This is a genomic window from Bacteroides sp. HF-162, from assembly GCF_015679285.1.
GTDB classification, from domain to species: domain Bacteria; phylum Bacteroidota; class Bacteroidia; order Bacteroidales; family Bacteroidaceae; genus Bacteroides; species Bacteroides uniformis.
This window is the reverse complement of the sequence record NZ_CP064937.1, coordinates 3,611,467-3,628,150: the sequence shown is the minus strand read 5'-3', so window position 1 is coordinate 3,628,150 and position 16,684 is coordinate 3,611,467. Positions and strand designations below refer to the sequence as shown.

Genomic DNA, 16,684 nt, shown 5'->3' with positions numbered 1-16,684 from the left:
GTTATTTACAATTTGACTATTTACTATTTACAATTGAGCCAGCTTGGTTCGTTTGCTTTTTCAAAGATACAAGTTTCCGTTTACATATCATAGAGTTTTTACGATAGATAAGTTTTTTAAAGTTTTTATGGTCTTGCCTTCCTTTTGGTTTCAAATAATTCGCTACATTTGCAACTTTAATGATAAAGTGATAGCAATATCACTTATAAATAGTCTATTAAATAGTAAATTGTAAATTGTCAAATAGTAAATAACCTCATGCCAACAATATCTATTCGCGGAATGGAGATGCCCGCATCTCCTATCAGAAAACTGGCTCCTTTGGCAGATGCTGCCAAGCAGAGGGGCATACATGTATTCCACCTGAACATCGGACAACCCGACCTGCCTACTCCGGAAGTCGCGATTGAAGCGATACGGAACATCGACCGGAAAGTTCTGGAATACAGTCCCAGTGCGGGGTATCGCAGTTACCGCGAGAAGTTGGTGGGTTACTATGCGAAGTACAATATCAATCTGACTGCAGACGACATCATCATCACTTCCGGCGGCTCGGAGGCGGTCTTGTTTTCTTTCCTGGCTTGCCTCAATCCGGGTGATGAAATCATTGTTCCCGAGCCGGCCTATGCTAATTATATGGCGTTTGCCATCTCTGCCGGAGCTAAGATACGCACCATTGCCACGACCATCGAAGAGGGTTTCTCGTTGCCCAAGGTAGAGAAGTTCGAAGAGCTGATTAACGAGCGCACGCGGGCCATTTTGATTTGCAATCCCAACAATCCTACGGGTTACCTCTATACACGCCGTGAAATGAACCAGATTCGCGACCTTGTGAAGAAGTACGATTTGTTCCTCTTCTCGGACGAGGTGTACCGTGAATTTATTTATACGGGTTCTCCCTATATCTCTGCCTGCCATCTGGAAGGCATTGAGAACAATGTGGTGCTGATTGATTCCGTGTCCAAGCGCTATTCGGAGTGCGGTATCCGCATCGGTGCCCTGATAACGAAGAACAAGGAAATCCGGGATGCTGTCATGAAGTTCTGCCAGGCGCGTCTCAGTCCTCCATTGATTGGCCAGATCGCCGCAGAAGCATCGTTGGATGCTGATGAGGATTATCTGCGCGACACATACGATGAATATGTAGAACGCCGTAAATGCCTGATTGACGGATTGAACCGCATACCGGGCGTATATTCGCCCATTCCGATGGGAGCGTTCTATACGGTGGCAAAGCTGCCGGTAGATGATTCGGACAAGTTCTGTGCCTGGTGCCTGTCGGAGTTTGAATACGAGGGACAGACGGTATTCATGGCGCCTGCGTCCGGCTTCTATACTACGCCGGGTTCTGGTCGCAACGAAGTGCGTATCGCATACGTACTGAAGAAAGATGACTTGAACCGCGCCTTGTTTATCCTGCAAAAAGCATTGGAAGCCTATCCGGGGCGAACCGAATAAAATGAAATAATTCATTAGGCGCGGATTACACGGAAAACTTAAGATAAAGACGTTTGTTTCAAATCTTCCGTGTAATCTGCGCCTAAAAAATAATGGCCCATGAATCTATCTCGCTTTATAGCGTTGCGCATTTATCGCAACTCGGAGCCGGGCAAGCAAGTTTCCCGTCCGGCTGTCCTTATTGCCATGGTGGGCATTGCCCTTGGACTGGCGGTGATGATTATTGCCGTGTCCGTCATTGTCGGCTTCAAGAGCGAGGTAAGGGATAAAATCGTGGGTTTCGGTGCCCATATCCAGATAGGCAACCTGGATGCTGCACGCTCATACGAGACGCGTCCGGTGGTGGTGGGTGACAGCATGATGGCTGCGCTTTCCGATTATCCCGAAGTGAAGCATGTACAACGCTACTCCACCAAGCCGGGGATGATAAAGACCGCCGATGCCTTTCAGGGAATGGTGCTGAAAGGTGTGGGGCAGGAGTATGATAGCACCTTCTTCCACCGCCATTTGCTGGAGGGGGAGTTTCCGCAATTCAGCGATTCTGCTTCGTCCAACCGCGTAGTCATCTCAAAGTCTCTTGCCAACAAGCTGCAATTGAAACTCGGTGACAAGATAGACACCTACTTCATCCAGGACGATGTGCGTGCCCGCCGCCTGAAGATTGCAGGTATCTACCAAACCAACTTCTCTGAATACGACAACCTATTCCTGCTTACCGACCTCTACCTGGTGAATCGCCTGAACAACTGGGAGCCAGACCAGGTGAGTGGCATGGAGCTGGAAATACGCGATTATGACAAGCTGGAAGAAACCACCTATGAGGTAGCTGCCGATACGGACGGGAATCCCGACCGTTATGGCGCCGAGTATTGCGTCCGCAATGTAGAGCAGCTCAATCCTCAAATCTTTGCCTGGCTGGGCATCTTGGATGTCAACATCTGGGTCATTCTCATTCTGATGATTGGAGTGGCGGGGTTCACCATGGTATCCGGCCTGCTGATTATCATCATAGAGCGTACCTCCATGATAGGTGTGCTGAAGTCTTTGGGAGCCAACAACTTTACTATTCGTAAAGTTTTCCTTTGGTTTTCGGTCTTCCTCATCGGGAAAGGCATGCTCTGGGGGAACATAATCGGCCTTGCATTCTATTTTGTGCAGCGCTGGTCCGGCTTGTTCAAGCTCGACCCTGAGACCTATTATATGGCTACTGTTCCGGTATCTTTCAATATCTGGCTGTTCCTGCTACTGAATGCCGGTACATTGCTGGCTTCAGTCCTGATGTTGTTGGGCCCTTCATTTCTGATTACACGCATCCATCCGGCAACTTCCATCCGTTACGAATAAGAGAATCACTTTCTCAGAAAATCGCTTTTCTTGCGGAACAGACAGTACCATTTCCAACGTAAAGACTGTATCGGCTGCAATAGGTCGAAAGCCGGTAGTGTGAAGTAATATCTACGTTGTTCTTCCAGGTCGCGGGCAGTCTTGTTGACAATGACGGCCTGCAGGGTGAAACGGAACAGGAACAAAAGACAAGCGACGCCTGCTGCCAGCCAGTGGAAGTGCATAATGCCGATGAACATCGCTGCTATCCAGGATGCGTGGAATACCAGGCGAGTCAGGGTCTCAAAACCGGCCAGCCAGCGTTGCATCCCATGATACAGCCGTGCTGTGGAGGCGTAACCTATTTTCTCTTCTTTCCAGTCCTTGGCACGCAGAAGCGGTTGCATGCGTACAATGGCATTGGCATCCGTTTCTACCCGCGTGTTCTCCGGGGTAGCCACGTGGTTGATGAACAAATCGTCGTCTCCCCGTTGCAGGTTGAGGTGTGCGGAGAATCCTTTCTGTTGGTAGAAGAGTTCCTTCCGGTAGGCCAGGTTACGCCCGATGCCCATGTAGGGGCTGCCTGCCAGGGCAAATCCCAGATAGCGCATGGAAGTGAACAGATTGTCGAATGCCACCCGTTTGTGCAGCCAGCCTTTGCCGCGTTCGTAGCCGCTGTATCCTAGCACCACTTGGGTACGTGATGTGAAGTTGCGTGCCATCAGTCGCAGCCATTGGTTGCTTTGGGGCATGCAGTTGGCATTGGTAAACACCAGCCATTCATATTTGCTGGCCTTGATTCCAAGCGTCACAGCCAGCTTCTTACGGCTGATGTAGCGGGAGGAATCGGGCACGAAGCTGTGGTAGAGATGGGGGTATTTCTCCTCGAGGATGGTCAGGTAATCTTCGCTCTCATCAGTGTTGCCGTCGTTAATGACGATGACTTCAAATAGGGGATAGTCCTGCTCCAGCACGGCGCCCAGGTTGCGGCGCAGATTTTCGGATTCCTCGCGGGCGCAGATGATGACGGATATGGGGGGCAGTTCCTGGGTGAAGTGCATGTTTCCCTGCTTCACGGCACGGCGGCGTGCATGAATACGGTTGTAGAGACAGAGGTAGTAGATAATTTGAATAAGGAACAGACCACCCGCTACGGCGAGTACGATAATTTCAGTTGAATCTAATGTAAATGCTTCCATGTGCAGTAGGACGTTTATGTGCTGCAAATTTACGCAATTTCCGGCACTGCCTCAAACTTTGTTCCGGGAAAGTGCTTGGACAAATACTGCTTGATGTATTTCATCGTGTCTTCCTGGATAGTCTTATCCTCCACGGTGGGATAGAGGTTGTAGAGTACCGTATCGAGTGCGATGCCCCGGTTCTTGATGGCTTCGAAGCTCAGCAGGGTGTGGTTGATGCTGCCCAGCTTTCCGGAGGTGACGAAGATAAGCGGGTACTGCTTTTCCACAATGTAGTCTATCGTCAGGAAATCTTCGGTGAGGGGAACCATCAGACCTCCGGCTCCTTCTACGAGCACGGTATCATAGCGGTGGGAAAGTTCCCTGGTGGCACGCTCTATTTTCACGAAGTCTATCGGGCGCTTGTCTATGCGGGCGGCGAGGTGGGGGGAGCAGGGGTAGGAGAATATCTCGGGCATGGTCAGCCCCTCTTTGTCTTCCGGCAGGTAGCCGGTTCCGGTGAGGTGGCGGTGCAGGTCGATGTCCTCGGAATGGCCGGTGTTGCCGGTCTGGATGAACTTTTGGGTGATGACGCGCAGGCCGCGTTGCATAAGCTCACGGGCATACCAGGCGGTGCAATAGCTTTTTCCGGCATCTGTATCAATGCCGCTGATGAAGTAGATGTTTTTTGTTTCCATTATTTTGTCTTTTTTCGTGCGATGATATAAATAGGGTGATAGGTTAGGCTTACGTTGCCTGCGGCATCACTGAACCGGGTTGTGTATTCTTCGCAGAAGGATTGCAGGCGGCCACGCGTCCACATCCTTTTTTCCGTACCCGTGACTCCGGTTTGCTTCAGATGCTTCAGCACTGCCTGGGGAGTGGGGAAGGGCAGGGATATCACCTCTTCTTCGGCATGGAGAATATCGAAGCCGGGAGACAGCAGGGCTTGCAGCTCCTTAATGGAGGGATAGTCCAGCCCGTGCCCAGTCAGTTGGCGTATTTCGTGCATGTTTGTGGCGCCGAAGGTGCTGAAGGCAAGCAGGCCGTCTGCCACCAGTGCTTGGTGGCAGCGGGTGAAGAAAGCACCTGGGTCGTTGAACCATTGTAGGGTGGAGCACGAGGTTATCAGGTCGGTTTCTCCGGGGAAGTCGATGGCTTCGGCATCACCGGGGACGAACTGCACGGTAGTGCCGTCGCAAAGTTCCTTGACGCACTCTTCCATTTCCCGGCACAAGTCGTTCAGCAGCAGGGTTTCCGGTTGCAAGGTGTGGAGGAGGATACGCGAGTAGCTTCCCGTTCCGCAGCCAAACTCTACGACACGGTGGAAACGTGTGTATGGTTCCTTTATGAGCTGCATCATCTTCTCGGCGACTTGTTGCTGCACGCGGGCCTCCCGGGTATAGGTATTCCGGGCTTTGGCAAAGCGGGAGGCTATCAGTTGTTTGTCCATCGGGTTCAGTGGCTTGTCCATAGGTCTTGCAGGTAATGTCTGAATAACTCTTCCTGATAGTGGGCATCCTCCGTTTGCAGCACGGGGGTGCCGAGTGTTTCCCAGGCTTGCAGCTGGTTGGCTGGCGGAATGATGCGGTCGTTGCCTCCCGTTACTGCCTGCTGCCAGTGGAAGGTGGCAGCAGGCAGTGTGTGGTACATCTTCTCAATCTCCGTCAACTCATCTCTCAACTCTTCCAGCGGACGGCGGGGAGTGATTTCCAGGAAAGCTTTGAAGGCTGCTCCGTTGGCGCACATGCGGCGGAGGAATTTGTGCAGTGAAGCCCCGGTCAGTCCGTCCAATGTCCCGTGGTAGATGGCGGGTGGAATACCCATATGCTGGTCTATGGGGTAGGGTGTTCCGTTGATGGCGATGCTGTTTGCCATATGGATACCTTCGCCGGACGTACCTGGCGATGAGAGCTGTGGCATGGTCTGCGAAGCCGCCCATACCCCCATAGACCAGCCGATGAGGTTGATTTCGCGGTATTTTTCCAGTCCGGAGGCGTCAAAATCCAGTGTGCGGTAGTCATAGCACACCATGAAGTCGCTGGCTGCCGGACGATACATTTTGAAAGGAGTCTCATCGGCTCCCCAGCCGGCAAAGAACAGCAATAGCCGGGGATGATGTTCGTGTATAATGTAACTTTGTTTCATCTGTTTTTAGAATCGTATAGCGTTAGTATTCTTCTCTTCCTTTAGGGGAATAAGGGGAATCAGTTCTCCAATCTCATCTTCCCGTATGTCCGCTGTCAATGAGAAGCGGATGCGTGATGTTCCTTCGGGCACCGTGGGCGGGCGTACCGGCAGTGCATAGAACCCATGCCTCTGCAGCAACTCTGCGCACAGCACAGTGTCGGCACTGGGGCCGATAATCAGAGGGGCGATATGGCTTGCGCTGGGGCATCCGTACCCTTTGGCTTGTAATGCTTCGCGCAGCGTCCGGCCGATTCTAGCCAGATGCTCGCGGCGGTTCTGCATTCCGGCAAGTTTCCGCACGATAAACAGTGTCCAGGCAATACTTGTCGGAGGCAATGCCGTGGTGAAGATGAGGGTTCGCATCCGGTTGACGAGATACTCGCGTATCGTCCGGCAGCAGGCGATGTATGCGCCGGCAGACGCCGCTGCCTTGCCGAAGGTGCCCACGAGGAAATCTATATCCCGGATGCATCCGGTTTCTTCGGCGCAGCCCAGGCCGCGCGGTCCCCTTACGCCGAATGCATGGGCTTCGTCCACATAGAGCAGTACGTTGGAGTATCTTTTTTTCAAACGCACCAATGCCGTGAGGTCGGCTTGGTCACCGTCCATGCTGAAGATGCTTTCTGTGACGATAATAAGTTGCCGGTATGTTGCATGGTGTTGTTCCAGCAGGCGTTCCAGTTGCACCAGGTCGTTGTGGCGGAAGCGGATGCAGCGTGCGGTGGATAGGCGGATGCCGTCGATGATGCTGGCATGCACCAGCTTGTCTGCCAGTATCAGGGTTTGTGCATCGCTCACGGCGGGCAGAATCCCCATATTGGCATGATAGCCGCTATTGAGCACCAGTGCTGTCTCTGTGCCGAAAAGTGTGGCGAGTTCCGTCTCCAGTTCTTCGTAAATCCCGAAGTTCCCCGTCAGCAGGCGGGAGGAGGAGGAAGTCGGCAGGAAGGTGTCCGGTGTTAGTGTCTGCAGGAATTCTTCCTTTAGCTGGCGGTCGGCAGCCAGACCCAGATAGTCGTTGGACGAAAGGTTCAGCATATGCCGGCCATCGGCTATAACCGTGCGTCCCTCGTGTGTCAGTTGCGGCAGGCGGCGCAGGTTGCTGTGTTCTTTCAATGTTTGCAGCTCTTGCTGCATATAGTTAGTTACGTTCATAAATTCTTGATATAATAATTTCCCCTTTATCCTCTCAATTCATTTCCTGTATAATTTTCATCAACCCTCCCGTCAGCTTCCTCAGCTGTTCCGGCTCTATAATGAACGGAGGCATCAGGTATACCAATCTTCCGAACGGGCGTACCCAGATTCCCTCCTCAACGAAGCGTTTTTGCATCCACGCCATGTCTACGGGTTCTTTTGTCTCAATCACCCCGATGGCTCCCAGCACACGTACATCCATCACTTGCGGCAATCGGCGTGCCGGTTCAAGCTCTTCTTGCAGTTGCCGGCTGATGCGAGTCACCTTGCCTTGCCAGTCGTATTCGGGCGAGGTCAGCAGCTTCACCGAAGCGCACGCCACGGCGCATGCCAGTGGATTCCCCATAAAGGTGGGTCCGTGCATAAACACCTCCGGTGTATGGTTGGAGATGGTATCCGCCACTTCATTCGTCGTCAGTACGGCAGACAGCGTCATGTATCCGCCCGTTATGGCCTTTCCTATGCACATGATGTCCGGTTCTACACCCGCGTGCTCCCAGGCAAAGAGTTTTCCCGTCCGTCCGAAGCCCGTGGCTATCTCATCGAATATCAGCAGCAGGCCATGTTCCTTGCATATCTGTGCCGCTTCGTGCAGGTACTGGGGGGGGTAGAACCACATGCCGCCAGCGCCCTGCACCACAGGTTCGAGGATAAGCGCTGCCAGTTCCTCGTGATGCTCCTCTACCAGTTTCCGCAGTTCCACCGTATCCCGTTCATCCCATTCGCCGTGGAAGCGCGAGCGCGGCTGCGGCACGAAATAGCGCACCGGCAATGATGCACCGAACAGCGAATGCATGCCCGTCACCGGGTCGCAGACAGACATGGCATTCCATGTATCCCCGTGATAGCCCGAACGGATAGTCACAAAATTGTTCTTCTTCGCCTTTCCCTTGCCATACCAGTACTGCACGGCCATTTTCAAGGCCACCTCTACTGCCACCGAGCCCGAGTCGGCATAGAATATCTTCTGCATGGACGGCGGGACAAGCGGTAGCAGCAACTGGCCCAGTTCAATGGCAGGGTCGTGTGTCAGCCCTCCGAACATCACATGCGACATCTTGCCCAGCTGTTCCTCTGCCGCCCGGTTCAGCGTAGGGTGGTTGTACCCGTGGACGGCGCACCACCACGACGACATTCCCTCTACGAGTGTTTCTCCGCTTTCCAGGGTGATGGTGGCGCCTTCTGCATGCTTCACCTTATACACCGGTAGCGGGTTGGTGGTGGAGGTATATGGGTGCCATAGGTGCTCTCTGTCGAACTGCGAGCCGCAGAACCGGTATCCGGCATCTTCTATCAGCACCTTGTCTTCCGACACTTTCGAGCCGAGCGTTGTCAGCAGGTCGCCCACGATGGCGGAGTTGATGCCGATGTGCAGCGCTTGCTTCACGGCCTCCTTGCTCAGTTGCGAGCGTCCTCCGGCAAAGCGGAGGAAAGCTGTCGGGTTGATGAAGCGGAAGAGGGCGATGGTGGTCAGTATTTCCTCCTCGCTGAGTGGTGCCTGCCGTTCCAGCGGTGTGCCGGGGATGGGGCTCAGGAGGTTGATGGGGATGGACTGTACTTCCAGCTCGCGCAGTGTGAAGGCGAATTCGATGCGTTGCTCCATGCTCTCGCCCATGCCGATGATGCCGCCGCTGCAGATGTCCATGCCTACGTTGCGGGCGGCTTGCAGGGTACGCAGCTTCTCTTCCTGCGTGTGCGTGCTGCACAGTTGGGGAAAGTAGGAGGGGGCTGTCTCCAGGTTGCAGTGATAGCGGGTGATGCCTGCGTCGTGCAGTGCCCGCATTTCGTCTTCGTTGAGCAGTCCCAGTGATGCGCACAACTGGATGGACGAGTGCCGGCGCATGTGCCGGGCGGCTTCGCACAGTTTCTCCATGTTTTTGGAGGAGGGCTTCCGTCCACTGGTCACCAGCGAGAAACGTGCCACGCCCTGGGCTTCATTATGCAGGGCATGCCGCAGGCATTCTTCTTTATTCACCAGGTCGTACACGTCTGCCTGGGTTTTGTAGTGCGACGACTGTGCACACCACTTGCAGTTTTCCGGGCATCGTCCGGACTTGGCATTAATGATGGAGCACATGTCGAACTCCTCCGAGGCTCGGGCCCGGGTTATCTCGTGGGCAGCTTCGTATAGCGCTTCCTTGTCTGGTTGCACAGCCAGCCATTCGGCTTCTTCCTTACTGATGTGGCTGCCGCGCAGCACTTGTTCCTTTAATTTCTGTAGGGTCATATCTTTCTTGGGTTATGTTCATGGATAAAGACAGAGGTACGGATTGCCGGGGCGGTGCAGCTCGTCATTCTGCTGCATGGCTTCCAGTAATCCGTACCTCTTATTCTCTTTTGTTTCAGGCTATGTGTGTCTTGTCCGCCCGTATTTCCGCAGGGGCGGATGACTTGTGTTTCAAAAAGAATGTGTCGGTTCGTTCCAAGCTCCGTGAGGATACTTGTCAGGGCGCTGCTGCTACCCAGCGGAATGCCGATGTCGCTTTTCCTTCCTTCCGTTTTACCCCTCCAGGCACTCTCTTCCCTGCATCCGGCATGTCCGGCAGTTCCAGCAGCTTTCTGTTTGGAGAGAGAACTGTCTGCCACGTTTTTGCGCAGGCAACCGATGGTGACACACCGCCCTATGCTGGCAAATGCAGCGTAGGCTTTTCTGCTCCAGCGGCGGAAGCGGATGGTAGGTGCGGCGGGTGATGTATTCCTCATGTTTTTTCTGCCTGATGCGGTTTTGTTTCCTTTTAGCAGATGCAAATGTAGAAAAAATAATTTCATAACGGTAATGGTCATGCATGAAAAAAACGCGCAAATTGGACTTAAGAATACTTTAGTGGGTTGGAAGGTTGTATAAAGTGAAATTGAGGCTAATTGGATGAATTGAATGGTATGGGCATAAAAAAAGGCTATCTATCCCAGACAGCCAATCTTTTGTTAACCTTAAATCTAATACTATGAAAAACACATTGCAAAGGTACGTGTTTTCTGATAATCTCCAAATTTGCAGTAGATAATATCATGTTTTATAACAAGACTTAATGGTCATTAAGAACTTTATCTGCAATATTCATCGTACATTTGCTCCTGATATATCATCCGTTTGCCCTTTATGCATTATGCATTCGGTGCAGACGGATGATGTGTTTTCGTGAACTTATATACAGACAAACAACTATAAAACAGACGTTTATAATGAAATCAATCCAGAACAAAGGAATAAACCTCACCGCAGAAGACCTCAAAAATCGAATCGCTGACAGAAAAGAACGATATGCCAAGCAGCAGGCACGACGCGAGAAATTGGAACAAACCATGGAGAACACCCGCAATGACATCGAGCAACTGGAGTATACCCTTGCACAGATGGAACGTACCGCCAAGCGCTCCCGCAATGCTGCCGCACAGCCTTCCCGTTTTGTCCCCCGCGAGCGTATCGCTAGCTTCTTTGCCCGTGTTTCCCGTTTTTTCGACCACCTTCAGCACCGCTTGCACCGTAGCTTGAACTATACTTGGTTCTGCCTTGTGCTATGCTCCCGATATACTTTTCAGAGCCGCCTGAAAAGCGTGGAACGCTGCTGTCTTACACCGGCCACGGTGCTGGGGTACTTCAAGAGGGAGAGGGAGATGTAACCAGTGACTTCGCTCTTATGGTAGAAGCAGCCTTAGGGATTAGTGCGGAACTCCTCGTTAATAGGCAGGCGAGATATAATATGGCTGTCTCTCTTAAAAAAAATCGCTGACCGATAAGTTGCATGAAATACACAAAATGTGTGCTTCACTACTATAGTATGAAAGTGTTGCTTTTATCAATAAGACAGTGAGGGTGTGTCATCAACCGTTTTGACACATTCATTTTTCTTGAGCAAGTTTTCTTATTGCCACTCGAACTTTCCCAGTTTTCCCTCCCATTCTAACTTTGCAACATGTTTTATTAATAAATATATGCAAAATGATAAAAGAACAAAGTTTTGAATGGCTGCTCGAGGGATGCCATCGCATTGCAGATGTAGCAGTGGCCTATTACCCAAACTACGCGTATGCCTGCTCGGCCGTAAAGGCCCTGCGCCGTTCCATTGCGGAACACGCTTGCCTGCTGAAGGACCTGACGGACCAGGGCTATACCGCCAGGACTGCCCACCTCACCCCCGTACAGATAGGCATCCTCTTGAGCTACTGGGGGATGCCCGACCACGTGAAGGATATGACCGTGAAAAATCCGTATCTTCTGGTCTCTAAAAAATATGCGAAATAGAGAATGTATTTCTAATACATTCTGATTATTTTAGTATATTATTATATAGGGTGGTGGAGGATGAGGTGAAACCCTCTCTCGCCACCTTATGTATTTCATTAATTTTTAGCCGATTCTAACCGCTTATTTGTATCCCCCTGGCTGGTCCCTTACCTTTGTCGCATTATCGAATTAAGAATAGACAAAAATGGAAAAAGAAATGAGACCCATGACAACGGAGATGCTGAAGAAAGGCTATCTCCTCTTCCCCAAAGCCTTGTTTGAGGAACAAATGAATATGAAAACCGGAGAGAAAGCCGCCGATGCCTTCGAAGCCTTTGTCTTTGTGCTGACACACGTCAACTACAGCACGGTGACCTGCAACGTCAGGGGACACCTTTTCGACTGTGTACGTGGCGAGTCCGTACTTTCCCTGGCCCACTGGATGGAGATATTGGGGTGGCCCCGCAACCGTACGCGCTACTTCTTCAACAAGATGTTCGACGCCGGTATCGTGGAGCGGGTGGCCAACCCCTACGTGATGCACATCCGTATCCCCGATTATGATTTCCTTACCGGCAATGCCCGTCCTAAAGCAGCCCCGCGGAAGAAGAAGGCAGCGCCGGTGGCTGGGGCGGGAGAGGACTTCTGCATCTTCTGGGAAAAGTTTCATGACATCACCGAGCATCCCAAGGTAAACATCGGCCGGGCCCGTCGCGAATGGAAAAAATTGACGGCAGGCGAGAAACAGCGGGCACTGGACAACATCGACGAATATTACGACCATCTGAACAACCAAAAATATTGTAAACAAGCCGCCACCTATCTGGCGGACAAATCTTTTGAAAATGAATATGATGACTGAAACTACTTTTTCCCACGACAGTGACCTCGAAGAAGCTGTCATCGGTGCCTGCATGATAGAGCGCGCTGCCATGCCTCTGGTGGCGGACAAACTGCGTCCCGAGATGTTCTACGAGGAGAAGAATCTGGAAATTTTTGCCGCCCTGCAATCGATGTATCGCAGCGCGAAGTCCATAGACACCATCACGTTGAAGAACGAACTGGCAGCCCGTGGCAAACTCGATGCCGTGGGCGGGCCTTACGAACTGCTGCGCATCAGCTCGAAGGTCAGCTCCAGTGCTCATCTGGAGTATCATGCGCTCATCCTTAGGCAATTGCACACGCGGCGTATCATGCGTACGGGATTCCAGCAACTGCTGGCGTTCAGTGCCGACGAGTCGATGGATATTGACGACATCCTGGTGGAAGCCCATCGACTGCTGGAGGGGCTAGAGGACGAGAGCGGCGTAGCCGACCACCTTCGCTCCATAGACCGGCTGATGGACGACACGCTGGCCGAGGTGGAGCAGCGTATGGAGCACGGATGCAACGGCATTACGGGTATCCCTACGGGTTTTGACGCTCTGGACCACGTTACGGCGGGCTGGCAGCGCGGCGACTTGAACATCCTTGCTGCCCGTCCGTCGGTGGGGAAGACCGCCTTTGCCCTCCACCTGGCCCGTGCCGCTGCCATGGCGGGGCGTCATGTGGTGGTCTTCAGCCTCGAAATGCAAGGCGAGCGCCTGGGCGACCGCTGGCTGCTTGCAGCTACGGAGGGAGTAGACCCGCAACACCTGCGCAGCGGCCAGCTCACCCCCGGCGAGGTGAGGCAGGTGCATGAGGCATCTGCCGAGTTGTCGCGGTTGCCCATACTGATAGACGACCATCCGATGACGAGCATGGACCGCGTGCGTTCTTCCGCCCGCCTGCTGAAGAGCAAGAATCGCTGTGACATGGTGATTGTGGACTATCTGCAACTATGTGACATGAGGAGTGACCAGAAAAACCGTAACCGCGAGCAGGAAGTGGCGCAGGCAAGCCGCAAGGCAAAGCTGCTGGCCAAGGAGCTGGATATCCCCGTACTGCTGCTGAGCCAGCTGAACCGGGCGAGCGACGGTACCATAGACCATCGCCCCACCCTGAGCAACCTGCGCGAGAGCGGCGCCATAGAGCAGGATGCGGATATGGTAATGCTGCTTTGCCGCCCTGCCCTCTACGGCAAGACCGTCGATAAGAAGAGTACTTATCCCACCGATGGCTTGGGCATCGTCATCATAGCCAAGCACCGTAATGGCAAAACCGGTGAAGTCTATTTCCACCATAACCAAAGCATGACAAAACTGGTGGACTACATACCACCATTGGAGTGGCTGACGAGGAATGCAAAGTGATGGATGGAAATTTATAGAATGCAGAGACACAAAGACACGGAGATTTTTCTTATTGCTTGAAAAACTCTGTGTCTCCGTGTTTTTTGTAGTAAAAAAAATGGCAAAACACTTGACTTCCGCTTCTTAATGTTGTATCTTTGTAATGTGCTTAAGAAAAGGAATAATCATTGATTTGGGCGCCCTATCCCTTCCCTTACCCACTTCTCTCTTATAACTCATTTTTCTTAACTTAAACCTTAACTTTTCAAATTTATGGATGTAATTGTAGAGCGCTTCCAGCGCCGTAAAATCGTAAGCAACCCGGCTTCGCCCATGTTGTACTATCTCCGTCAGAAACCCAAGACCTGCGGCACCGTGGACATCGATGTCCTTGCCGCCTCCATTCAGAAAAACTGTGCCATGACGAAGGGCGACGTGAAGCACGTCATCGAAGCCCTGGTGGAGGAGATTCAAGGCAACCTTGCCAACGGCGACAAGGTGAAGCTGAACCAGCTGGGCACTTTCCACATGACGTTCCGCTGTCCCGGCATGGAGGCCTCGGACAAATGTACGGTGCGCAATATCTCGAAGGTGAATATCCGCTTTATCCCCGACAAGGAGTTGAAGCTGGTGAACGGCAGTACCGCCGTGACCCGTAGCCCGGCGAATGTGGGCTTTGTGCTCGACAAGCCCGAGGAGGGCGGCTCCGGCGGCGGCAATCAAGGCGGTGGTTCCGGAGGCGGCTCCGGCGACGACGGCGACCAGGGCGAAAATCCGCTGGGATAAAAAAGGAATGATTAATGGTTAGTGATTAAGGGTTAATGAACACAAGCAAATCGTTTATCGCTAATCAATCCCTAATGATTAACCATTAATCATTAGCCATTAATCCTTAATCACTAATCCTTAACCATTAATTCTTAACCATTAATCCTTAATTTTATGAGTACAAAATCATCCGTTTGGGATAAGATTCTGAAAGTGATAATCGCTGTAGCCTCCGCGCTTATTGGTGCCCTGAGCGCCCATGCCATGACAGTGTAGCGGGTTTCCTTCACTTTTAATTTTTAATTTCTAATTTTTAATTCTCATGAGATTCATCAATCTTATCGTCGTCCATTGTTCCGCCACCCGCTGCGACCGCTGCTATACGGAGCACGACTTGACGACAGACCACCTGCGCCGGAGAAGCCCCGGCGCAGGTTATCATTTTTATATCCGCAAGAACGGTGACATCAAGTCCCTGCGTCCCTTGTCCCTGCCTGGTGCCCATGTCCGGGGGTGGAATGCAGGTAGCATCGGTGTCTGCTACGAAGGCGGTCTTGACGAGTGCGGTCGCCCTGCCGATACACGCACCCTTTTCCAAAAGCACTCCCTGCGTGTGCTTGTGTTGCTGCTGCTGAAGGATTATCCCGGTTCCCGGCTTTGCGGTCACCGCGACCTGAGCTAAGGGGGGTAAATCACTTTGTATGTAAAGCATGTGGGAGTTAAATGATGCTGAAATGCCGATGAATAGAAGGTTTGAGGCTATTTGAGTTGTGTGCGCTGAAACAAATCGAATTGTTACATTGTGCGACACAGATATTACATTTGAATAAGGTATGAAAACACTTTAAACGGTCAAATGTTACAATGGATATAAGATGAGGGCTGAATTGACGCTTTTTGAGGCGCGATTCAGCCCTTTTTCCGTGTGGAGTGCTTAGGTCATTCTTGGGTACAACGAATGAGGTGAGACTGCTTGATAATGGCTCTACGAGTTGTCTTAACGCCACCATCAGTGAGACCGGCATGAAGTAGCGAGCTCTTTTTAATACCTATTTGAGCGTCATTTAGGACGGTATAAATGGCACTGATACTGCCGAAATAATAGTCCTTTTTCTCGAAAATGAGATGTACGTGAATTATCTTAGTCATAAATTCATTATTTAGAAGTTTCTTTCTACAAATATATTCTAAATAATAAATATATAGAAGTATTTCCGAATAAAATATATACTATTTAGGGTGTTTAGAGGATATGACTTCATAAGTTCTTTTATATGCTCAAATGAATAGATGGTATTGATGAATAGTTATAGAGTGAAATGTTAAAAATAAGTTTAGGCATACCATAAGGCATACCGATAAGACATACTTTTTTCATAGGCAATAAGCTTGTGTAATGTAGTTTAGGCATACTTTTTTAACAATTAGAAAAGGGTGTATTTTATATGATGTTTCCTTTTAGGTTATGTTTTTAGGCGTTTAAATAAATATTTATAGGGGGATAGTATAGTGTTTTTAGCGGGTAGTATAATTGTACTAATCATATAAACTGTTGATTCATAATAGGTATTTATGGAATAAGTGCTATTTTAGCGTAATAAACGTGCGCGCGTCGCAAATAATTGGCAGTATAGCTCAGCTGGTAGAGCGAAGGTGTACATACGTGGTGAACACGTATGCAGGTCTTTTGTCACAAGTTCGACTCTTGTTGCTGCCGCAACGGTTTTTGAAGGTGTGAAGAACGCTCCCGGCATTCAGGGCTCCGACTGAGGGATAAAGCGCGCGGAGATTAAGGTAATTAATTAGTTGTTTGATGGAAATGCTCCCGGTGATTGTGCCGGGAGCATTATTTAGTATGAAAATAGATATTCCCATTATAAAAAGAAATATCATCCGCGAGGTTCTCTATTCGCACAAGGAACTTCCACGGTATCAGCGTGCACTCGAAATCTTGTTTTGTGCAGTAAACGGATATGAACCTATTGATGGATATATAAGTGACATCGAAGATGCAGGATATCGAGAGCTATACGCTAAAATATTGGAAAAAGTCAAGGAGCTAAGAGCAGGCCTTCCAAGTGCCAATAATACCAGCAAGTAAACTTATCAAATTGGCTATTTTCTTATTTCTATTC

The 16,684-nt window shown here is 50.9% G+C and carries 17 protein-coding genes, 1 tRNA gene and 1 pseudogene; 11 read left to right on the top strand and 8 right to left on the bottom strand.

Annotation, left to right across the window (positions count from 1 at the left end; genetic code table 11):
- Window positions 1–258 precede the first annotated feature (258 nt).
- A complete protein-coding gene (locus ITJ87_RS15280) occupies window positions 259–1,458 on the top strand; it encodes a pyridoxal phosphate-dependent aminotransferase (protein WP_117601237.1) in 1,200 nt (399 codons plus the stop codon).
- Between the two features lie 99 nt (window positions 1,459–1,557).
- Window positions 1,558–2,802, top strand: coding sequence for an ABC transporter permease (locus ITJ87_RS15275; RefSeq protein WP_117601236.1), 1,245 nt, complete (start codon window positions 1,558–1,560; stop codon window positions 2,800–2,802).
- Between the two features lie 5 nt (window positions 2,803–2,807).
- On the opposite strand, the gene ITJ87_RS15270 is transcribed toward ITJ87_RS15275, so the two are convergent.
- Genes ITJ87_RS15270 through ITJ87_RS15240 form a run of 7 tightly spaced genes read right to left on the bottom strand, consistent with a single transcriptional unit; the run spans window position 2,808 to window position 10,049 of the window.
- Complete coding sequence (locus ITJ87_RS15270) at window positions 2,808–3,980, bottom strand: glycosyltransferase (protein WP_117601235.1); 1,173 nt, start codon at window positions 3,978–3,980, stop codon at window positions 2,808–2,810.
- A gap of 29 nt (window positions 3,981–4,009) precedes the next feature.
- A complete protein-coding gene (bioD, locus tag ITJ87_RS15265; RefSeq protein ID WP_117601234.1) occupies window positions 4,010–4,657 on the bottom strand; it encodes a dethiobiotin synthase in 648 nt (215 codons plus the stop codon).
- On the bottom strand, window positions 4,657–5,433 hold the full coding sequence (bioC, locus tag ITJ87_RS15260; protein WP_117601233.1) for a malonyl-ACP O-methyltransferase BioC: 777 nt from the start codon (window positions 5,431–5,433) through the stop codon (window positions 4,657–4,659). Before bioC ends, bioD begins: the two co-directional genes overlap by 1 nt.
- A complete protein-coding gene (locus tag ITJ87_RS15255) occupies window positions 5,418–6,107 on the bottom strand; it encodes a pimeloyl-ACP methyl esterase BioG family protein (RefSeq protein WP_057252819.1) in 690 nt (229 codons plus the stop codon). Before ITJ87_RS15255 ends, bioC begins: the two co-directional genes overlap by 16 nt.
- 6 nt (window positions 6,108–6,113) lie before the next feature.
- Complete coding sequence (locus tag ITJ87_RS15250) at window positions 6,114–7,304, bottom strand: 8-amino-7-oxononanoate synthase (protein WP_117965776.1); 1,191 nt, start codon at window positions 7,302–7,304, stop codon at window positions 6,114–6,116.
- A 34-nt stretch (window positions 7,305–7,338) separates the two neighbouring features.
- Window positions 7,339–9,573, bottom strand: a complete 2,235-nt coding sequence (gene bioA / locus ITJ87_RS15245; RefSeq protein WP_195690938.1) for an adenosylmethionine--8-amino-7-oxononanoate transaminase — start codon at window positions 9,571–9,573, stop codon at window positions 7,339–7,341.
- A complete protein-coding gene (locus ITJ87_RS15240; protein WP_117601230.1) occupies window positions 9,570–10,049 on the bottom strand; it encodes a hypothetical protein in 480 nt (159 codons plus the stop codon). The genes bioA and ITJ87_RS15240 overlap by 4 nt, the downstream gene beginning before the upstream one ends.
- A 480-nt stretch (window positions 10,050–10,529) precedes the next feature.
- Here ITJ87_RS15240 and ITJ87_RS15235 point away from each other — a divergent pair, with 480 nt between their 5' ends.
- From ITJ87_RS15235 to ITJ87_RS15205, 7 genes and pseudogenes are all read left to right on the top strand, one after another.
- Window positions 10,530–10,967: a hypothetical protein gene (locus ITJ87_RS15235; protein WP_117974371.1), complete on the top strand. Its 438-nt coding sequence runs from the start codon at window positions 10,530–10,532 to the stop codon at window positions 10,965–10,967.
- A 319-nt stretch (window positions 10,968–11,286) separates the two neighbouring features.
- Window positions 11,287–11,589: a DUF4248 domain-containing protein gene (locus ITJ87_RS15230; protein WP_005831107.1), complete on the top strand. Its 303-nt coding sequence runs from the start codon at window positions 11,287–11,289 to the stop codon at window positions 11,587–11,589.
- A 187-nt stretch (window positions 11,590–11,776) separates the two neighbouring features.
- A complete protein-coding gene (locus ITJ87_RS15225) occupies window positions 11,777–12,433 on the top strand; it encodes a hypothetical protein (RefSeq protein WP_117965771.1) in 657 nt (218 codons plus the stop codon).
- Window positions 12,423–13,802, top strand: coding sequence for a replicative DNA helicase (gene dnaB / locus ITJ87_RS15220; protein ID WP_117601285.1), 1,380 nt, complete (start codon window positions 12,423–12,425; stop codon window positions 13,800–13,802). Before ITJ87_RS15225 ends, dnaB begins: the two co-directional genes overlap by 11 nt.
- A gap of 252 nt (window positions 13,803–14,054) precedes the next feature.
- Window positions 14,055–14,567, top strand: a complete 513-nt coding sequence (locus ITJ87_RS15215) for an HU family DNA-binding protein (protein WP_005837397.1) — start codon at window positions 14,055–14,057, stop codon at window positions 14,565–14,567.
- 156 nt (window positions 14,568–14,723) lie between these two features.
- A complete protein-coding gene (locus ITJ87_RS15210) occupies window positions 14,724–14,825 on the top strand; it encodes a smalltalk protein (protein ID WP_005837396.1) in 102 nt (33 codons plus the stop codon).
- A gap of 46 nt (window positions 14,826–14,871) precedes the next feature.
- Window positions 14,872–15,228: pseudogene (locus tag ITJ87_RS15205) on the top strand (N-acetylmuramoyl-L-alanine amidase); the annotation flags it as partial.
- Window positions 15,229–15,488: 260 nt separating this feature from the next.
- Here ITJ87_RS15205 and ITJ87_RS18810 read toward each other — a convergent pair.
- Complete coding sequence (locus ITJ87_RS18810; protein WP_117878946.1) at window positions 15,489–15,698, bottom strand: hypothetical protein; 210 nt, start codon at window positions 15,696–15,698, stop codon at window positions 15,489–15,491.
- A 475-nt stretch (window positions 15,699–16,173) separates the two neighbouring features.
- On the opposite strand from ITJ87_RS18810, the gene ITJ87_RS15200 reads away from it, so the two are divergent.
- Window positions 16,174–16,266 (top strand) — tRNA-OTHER (locus ITJ87_RS15200).
- A 96-nt stretch (window positions 16,267–16,362) separates the two neighbouring features.
- A complete protein-coding gene (locus tag ITJ87_RS15195) occupies window positions 16,363–16,650 on the top strand; it encodes a hypothetical protein (RefSeq protein WP_117878948.1) in 288 nt (95 codons plus the stop codon).
- The last annotated feature ends 34 nt before the right edge of the window (window positions 16,651–16,684 follow it).

Excerpts from the sequence above, each read along its gene's own strand:
- bioA (WP_195690938.1), bottom strand. The coding sequence starts at position 9,573 with ATGACCCTACAGAAATTAAAGGAACAAGTGCTGCGCGGCAGCCACATC.
- ITJ87_RS15195 (WP_117878948.1), top strand. The coding sequence starts at position 16,363 with ATGGAAATGCTCCCGGTGATTGTGCCGGGAGCATTATTTAGTATGAAA.
- ITJ87_RS15225 (WP_117965771.1), top strand. The coding sequence starts at position 11,777 with ATGGAAAAAGAAATGAGACCCATGACAACGGAGATGCTGAAGAAAGGC.
- ITJ87_RS15280 (WP_117601237.1), top strand. The coding sequence starts at position 259 with ATGCCAACAATATCTATTCGCGGAATGGAGATGCCCGCATCTCCTATC.
- ITJ87_RS15210 (WP_005837396.1), top strand. The coding sequence starts at position 14,724 with ATGAGTACAAAATCATCCGTTTGGGATAAGATTCTGAAAGTGATAATC.
- ITJ87_RS15255 (WP_057252819.1), bottom strand. The coding sequence starts at position 6,107 with ATGAAACAAAGTTACATTATACACGAACATCATCCCCGGCTATTGCTG.
- ITJ87_RS18810 (WP_117878946.1), bottom strand. The coding sequence starts at position 15,698 with ATGACTAAGATAATTCACGTACATCTCATTTTCGAGAAAAAGGACTAT.
- bioD (WP_117601234.1), bottom strand. The coding sequence starts at position 4,657 with ATGGAAACAAAAAACATCTACTTCATCAGCGGCATTGATACAGATGCC.
- ITJ87_RS15275 (WP_117601236.1), top strand. The coding sequence starts at position 1,558 with ATGAATCTATCTCGCTTTATAGCGTTGCGCATTTATCGCAACTCGGAG.
- ITJ87_RS15235 (WP_117974371.1), top strand. The coding sequence starts at position 10,530 with ATGAAATCAATCCAGAACAAAGGAATAAACCTCACCGCAGAAGACCTC.
- ITJ87_RS15250 (WP_117965776.1), bottom strand. The coding sequence starts at position 7,304 with ATGAACGTAACTAACTATATGCAGCAAGAGCTGCAAACATTGAAAGAA.
- ITJ87_RS15240 (WP_117601230.1), bottom strand. The coding sequence starts at position 10,049 with ATGAGGAATACATCACCCGCCGCACCTACCATCCGCTTCCGCCGCTGG.
- dnaB (WP_117601285.1), top strand. The coding sequence starts at position 12,423 with ATGATGACTGAAACTACTTTTTCCCACGACAGTGACCTCGAAGAAGCT.
- ITJ87_RS15230 (WP_005831107.1), top strand. The coding sequence starts at position 11,287 with ATGATAAAAGAACAAAGTTTTGAATGGCTGCTCGAGGGATGCCATCGC.
- ITJ87_RS15215 (WP_005837397.1), top strand. The coding sequence starts at position 14,055 with ATGGATGTAATTGTAGAGCGCTTCCAGCGCCGTAAAATCGTAAGCAAC.
- ITJ87_RS15270 (WP_117601235.1), bottom strand. The coding sequence starts at position 3,980 with ATGGAAGCATTTACATTAGATTCAACTGAAATTATCGTACTCGCCGTA.
- bioC (WP_117601233.1), bottom strand. The coding sequence starts at position 5,433 with ATGGACAAGCCACTGAACCCGATGGACAAACAACTGATAGCCTCCCGC.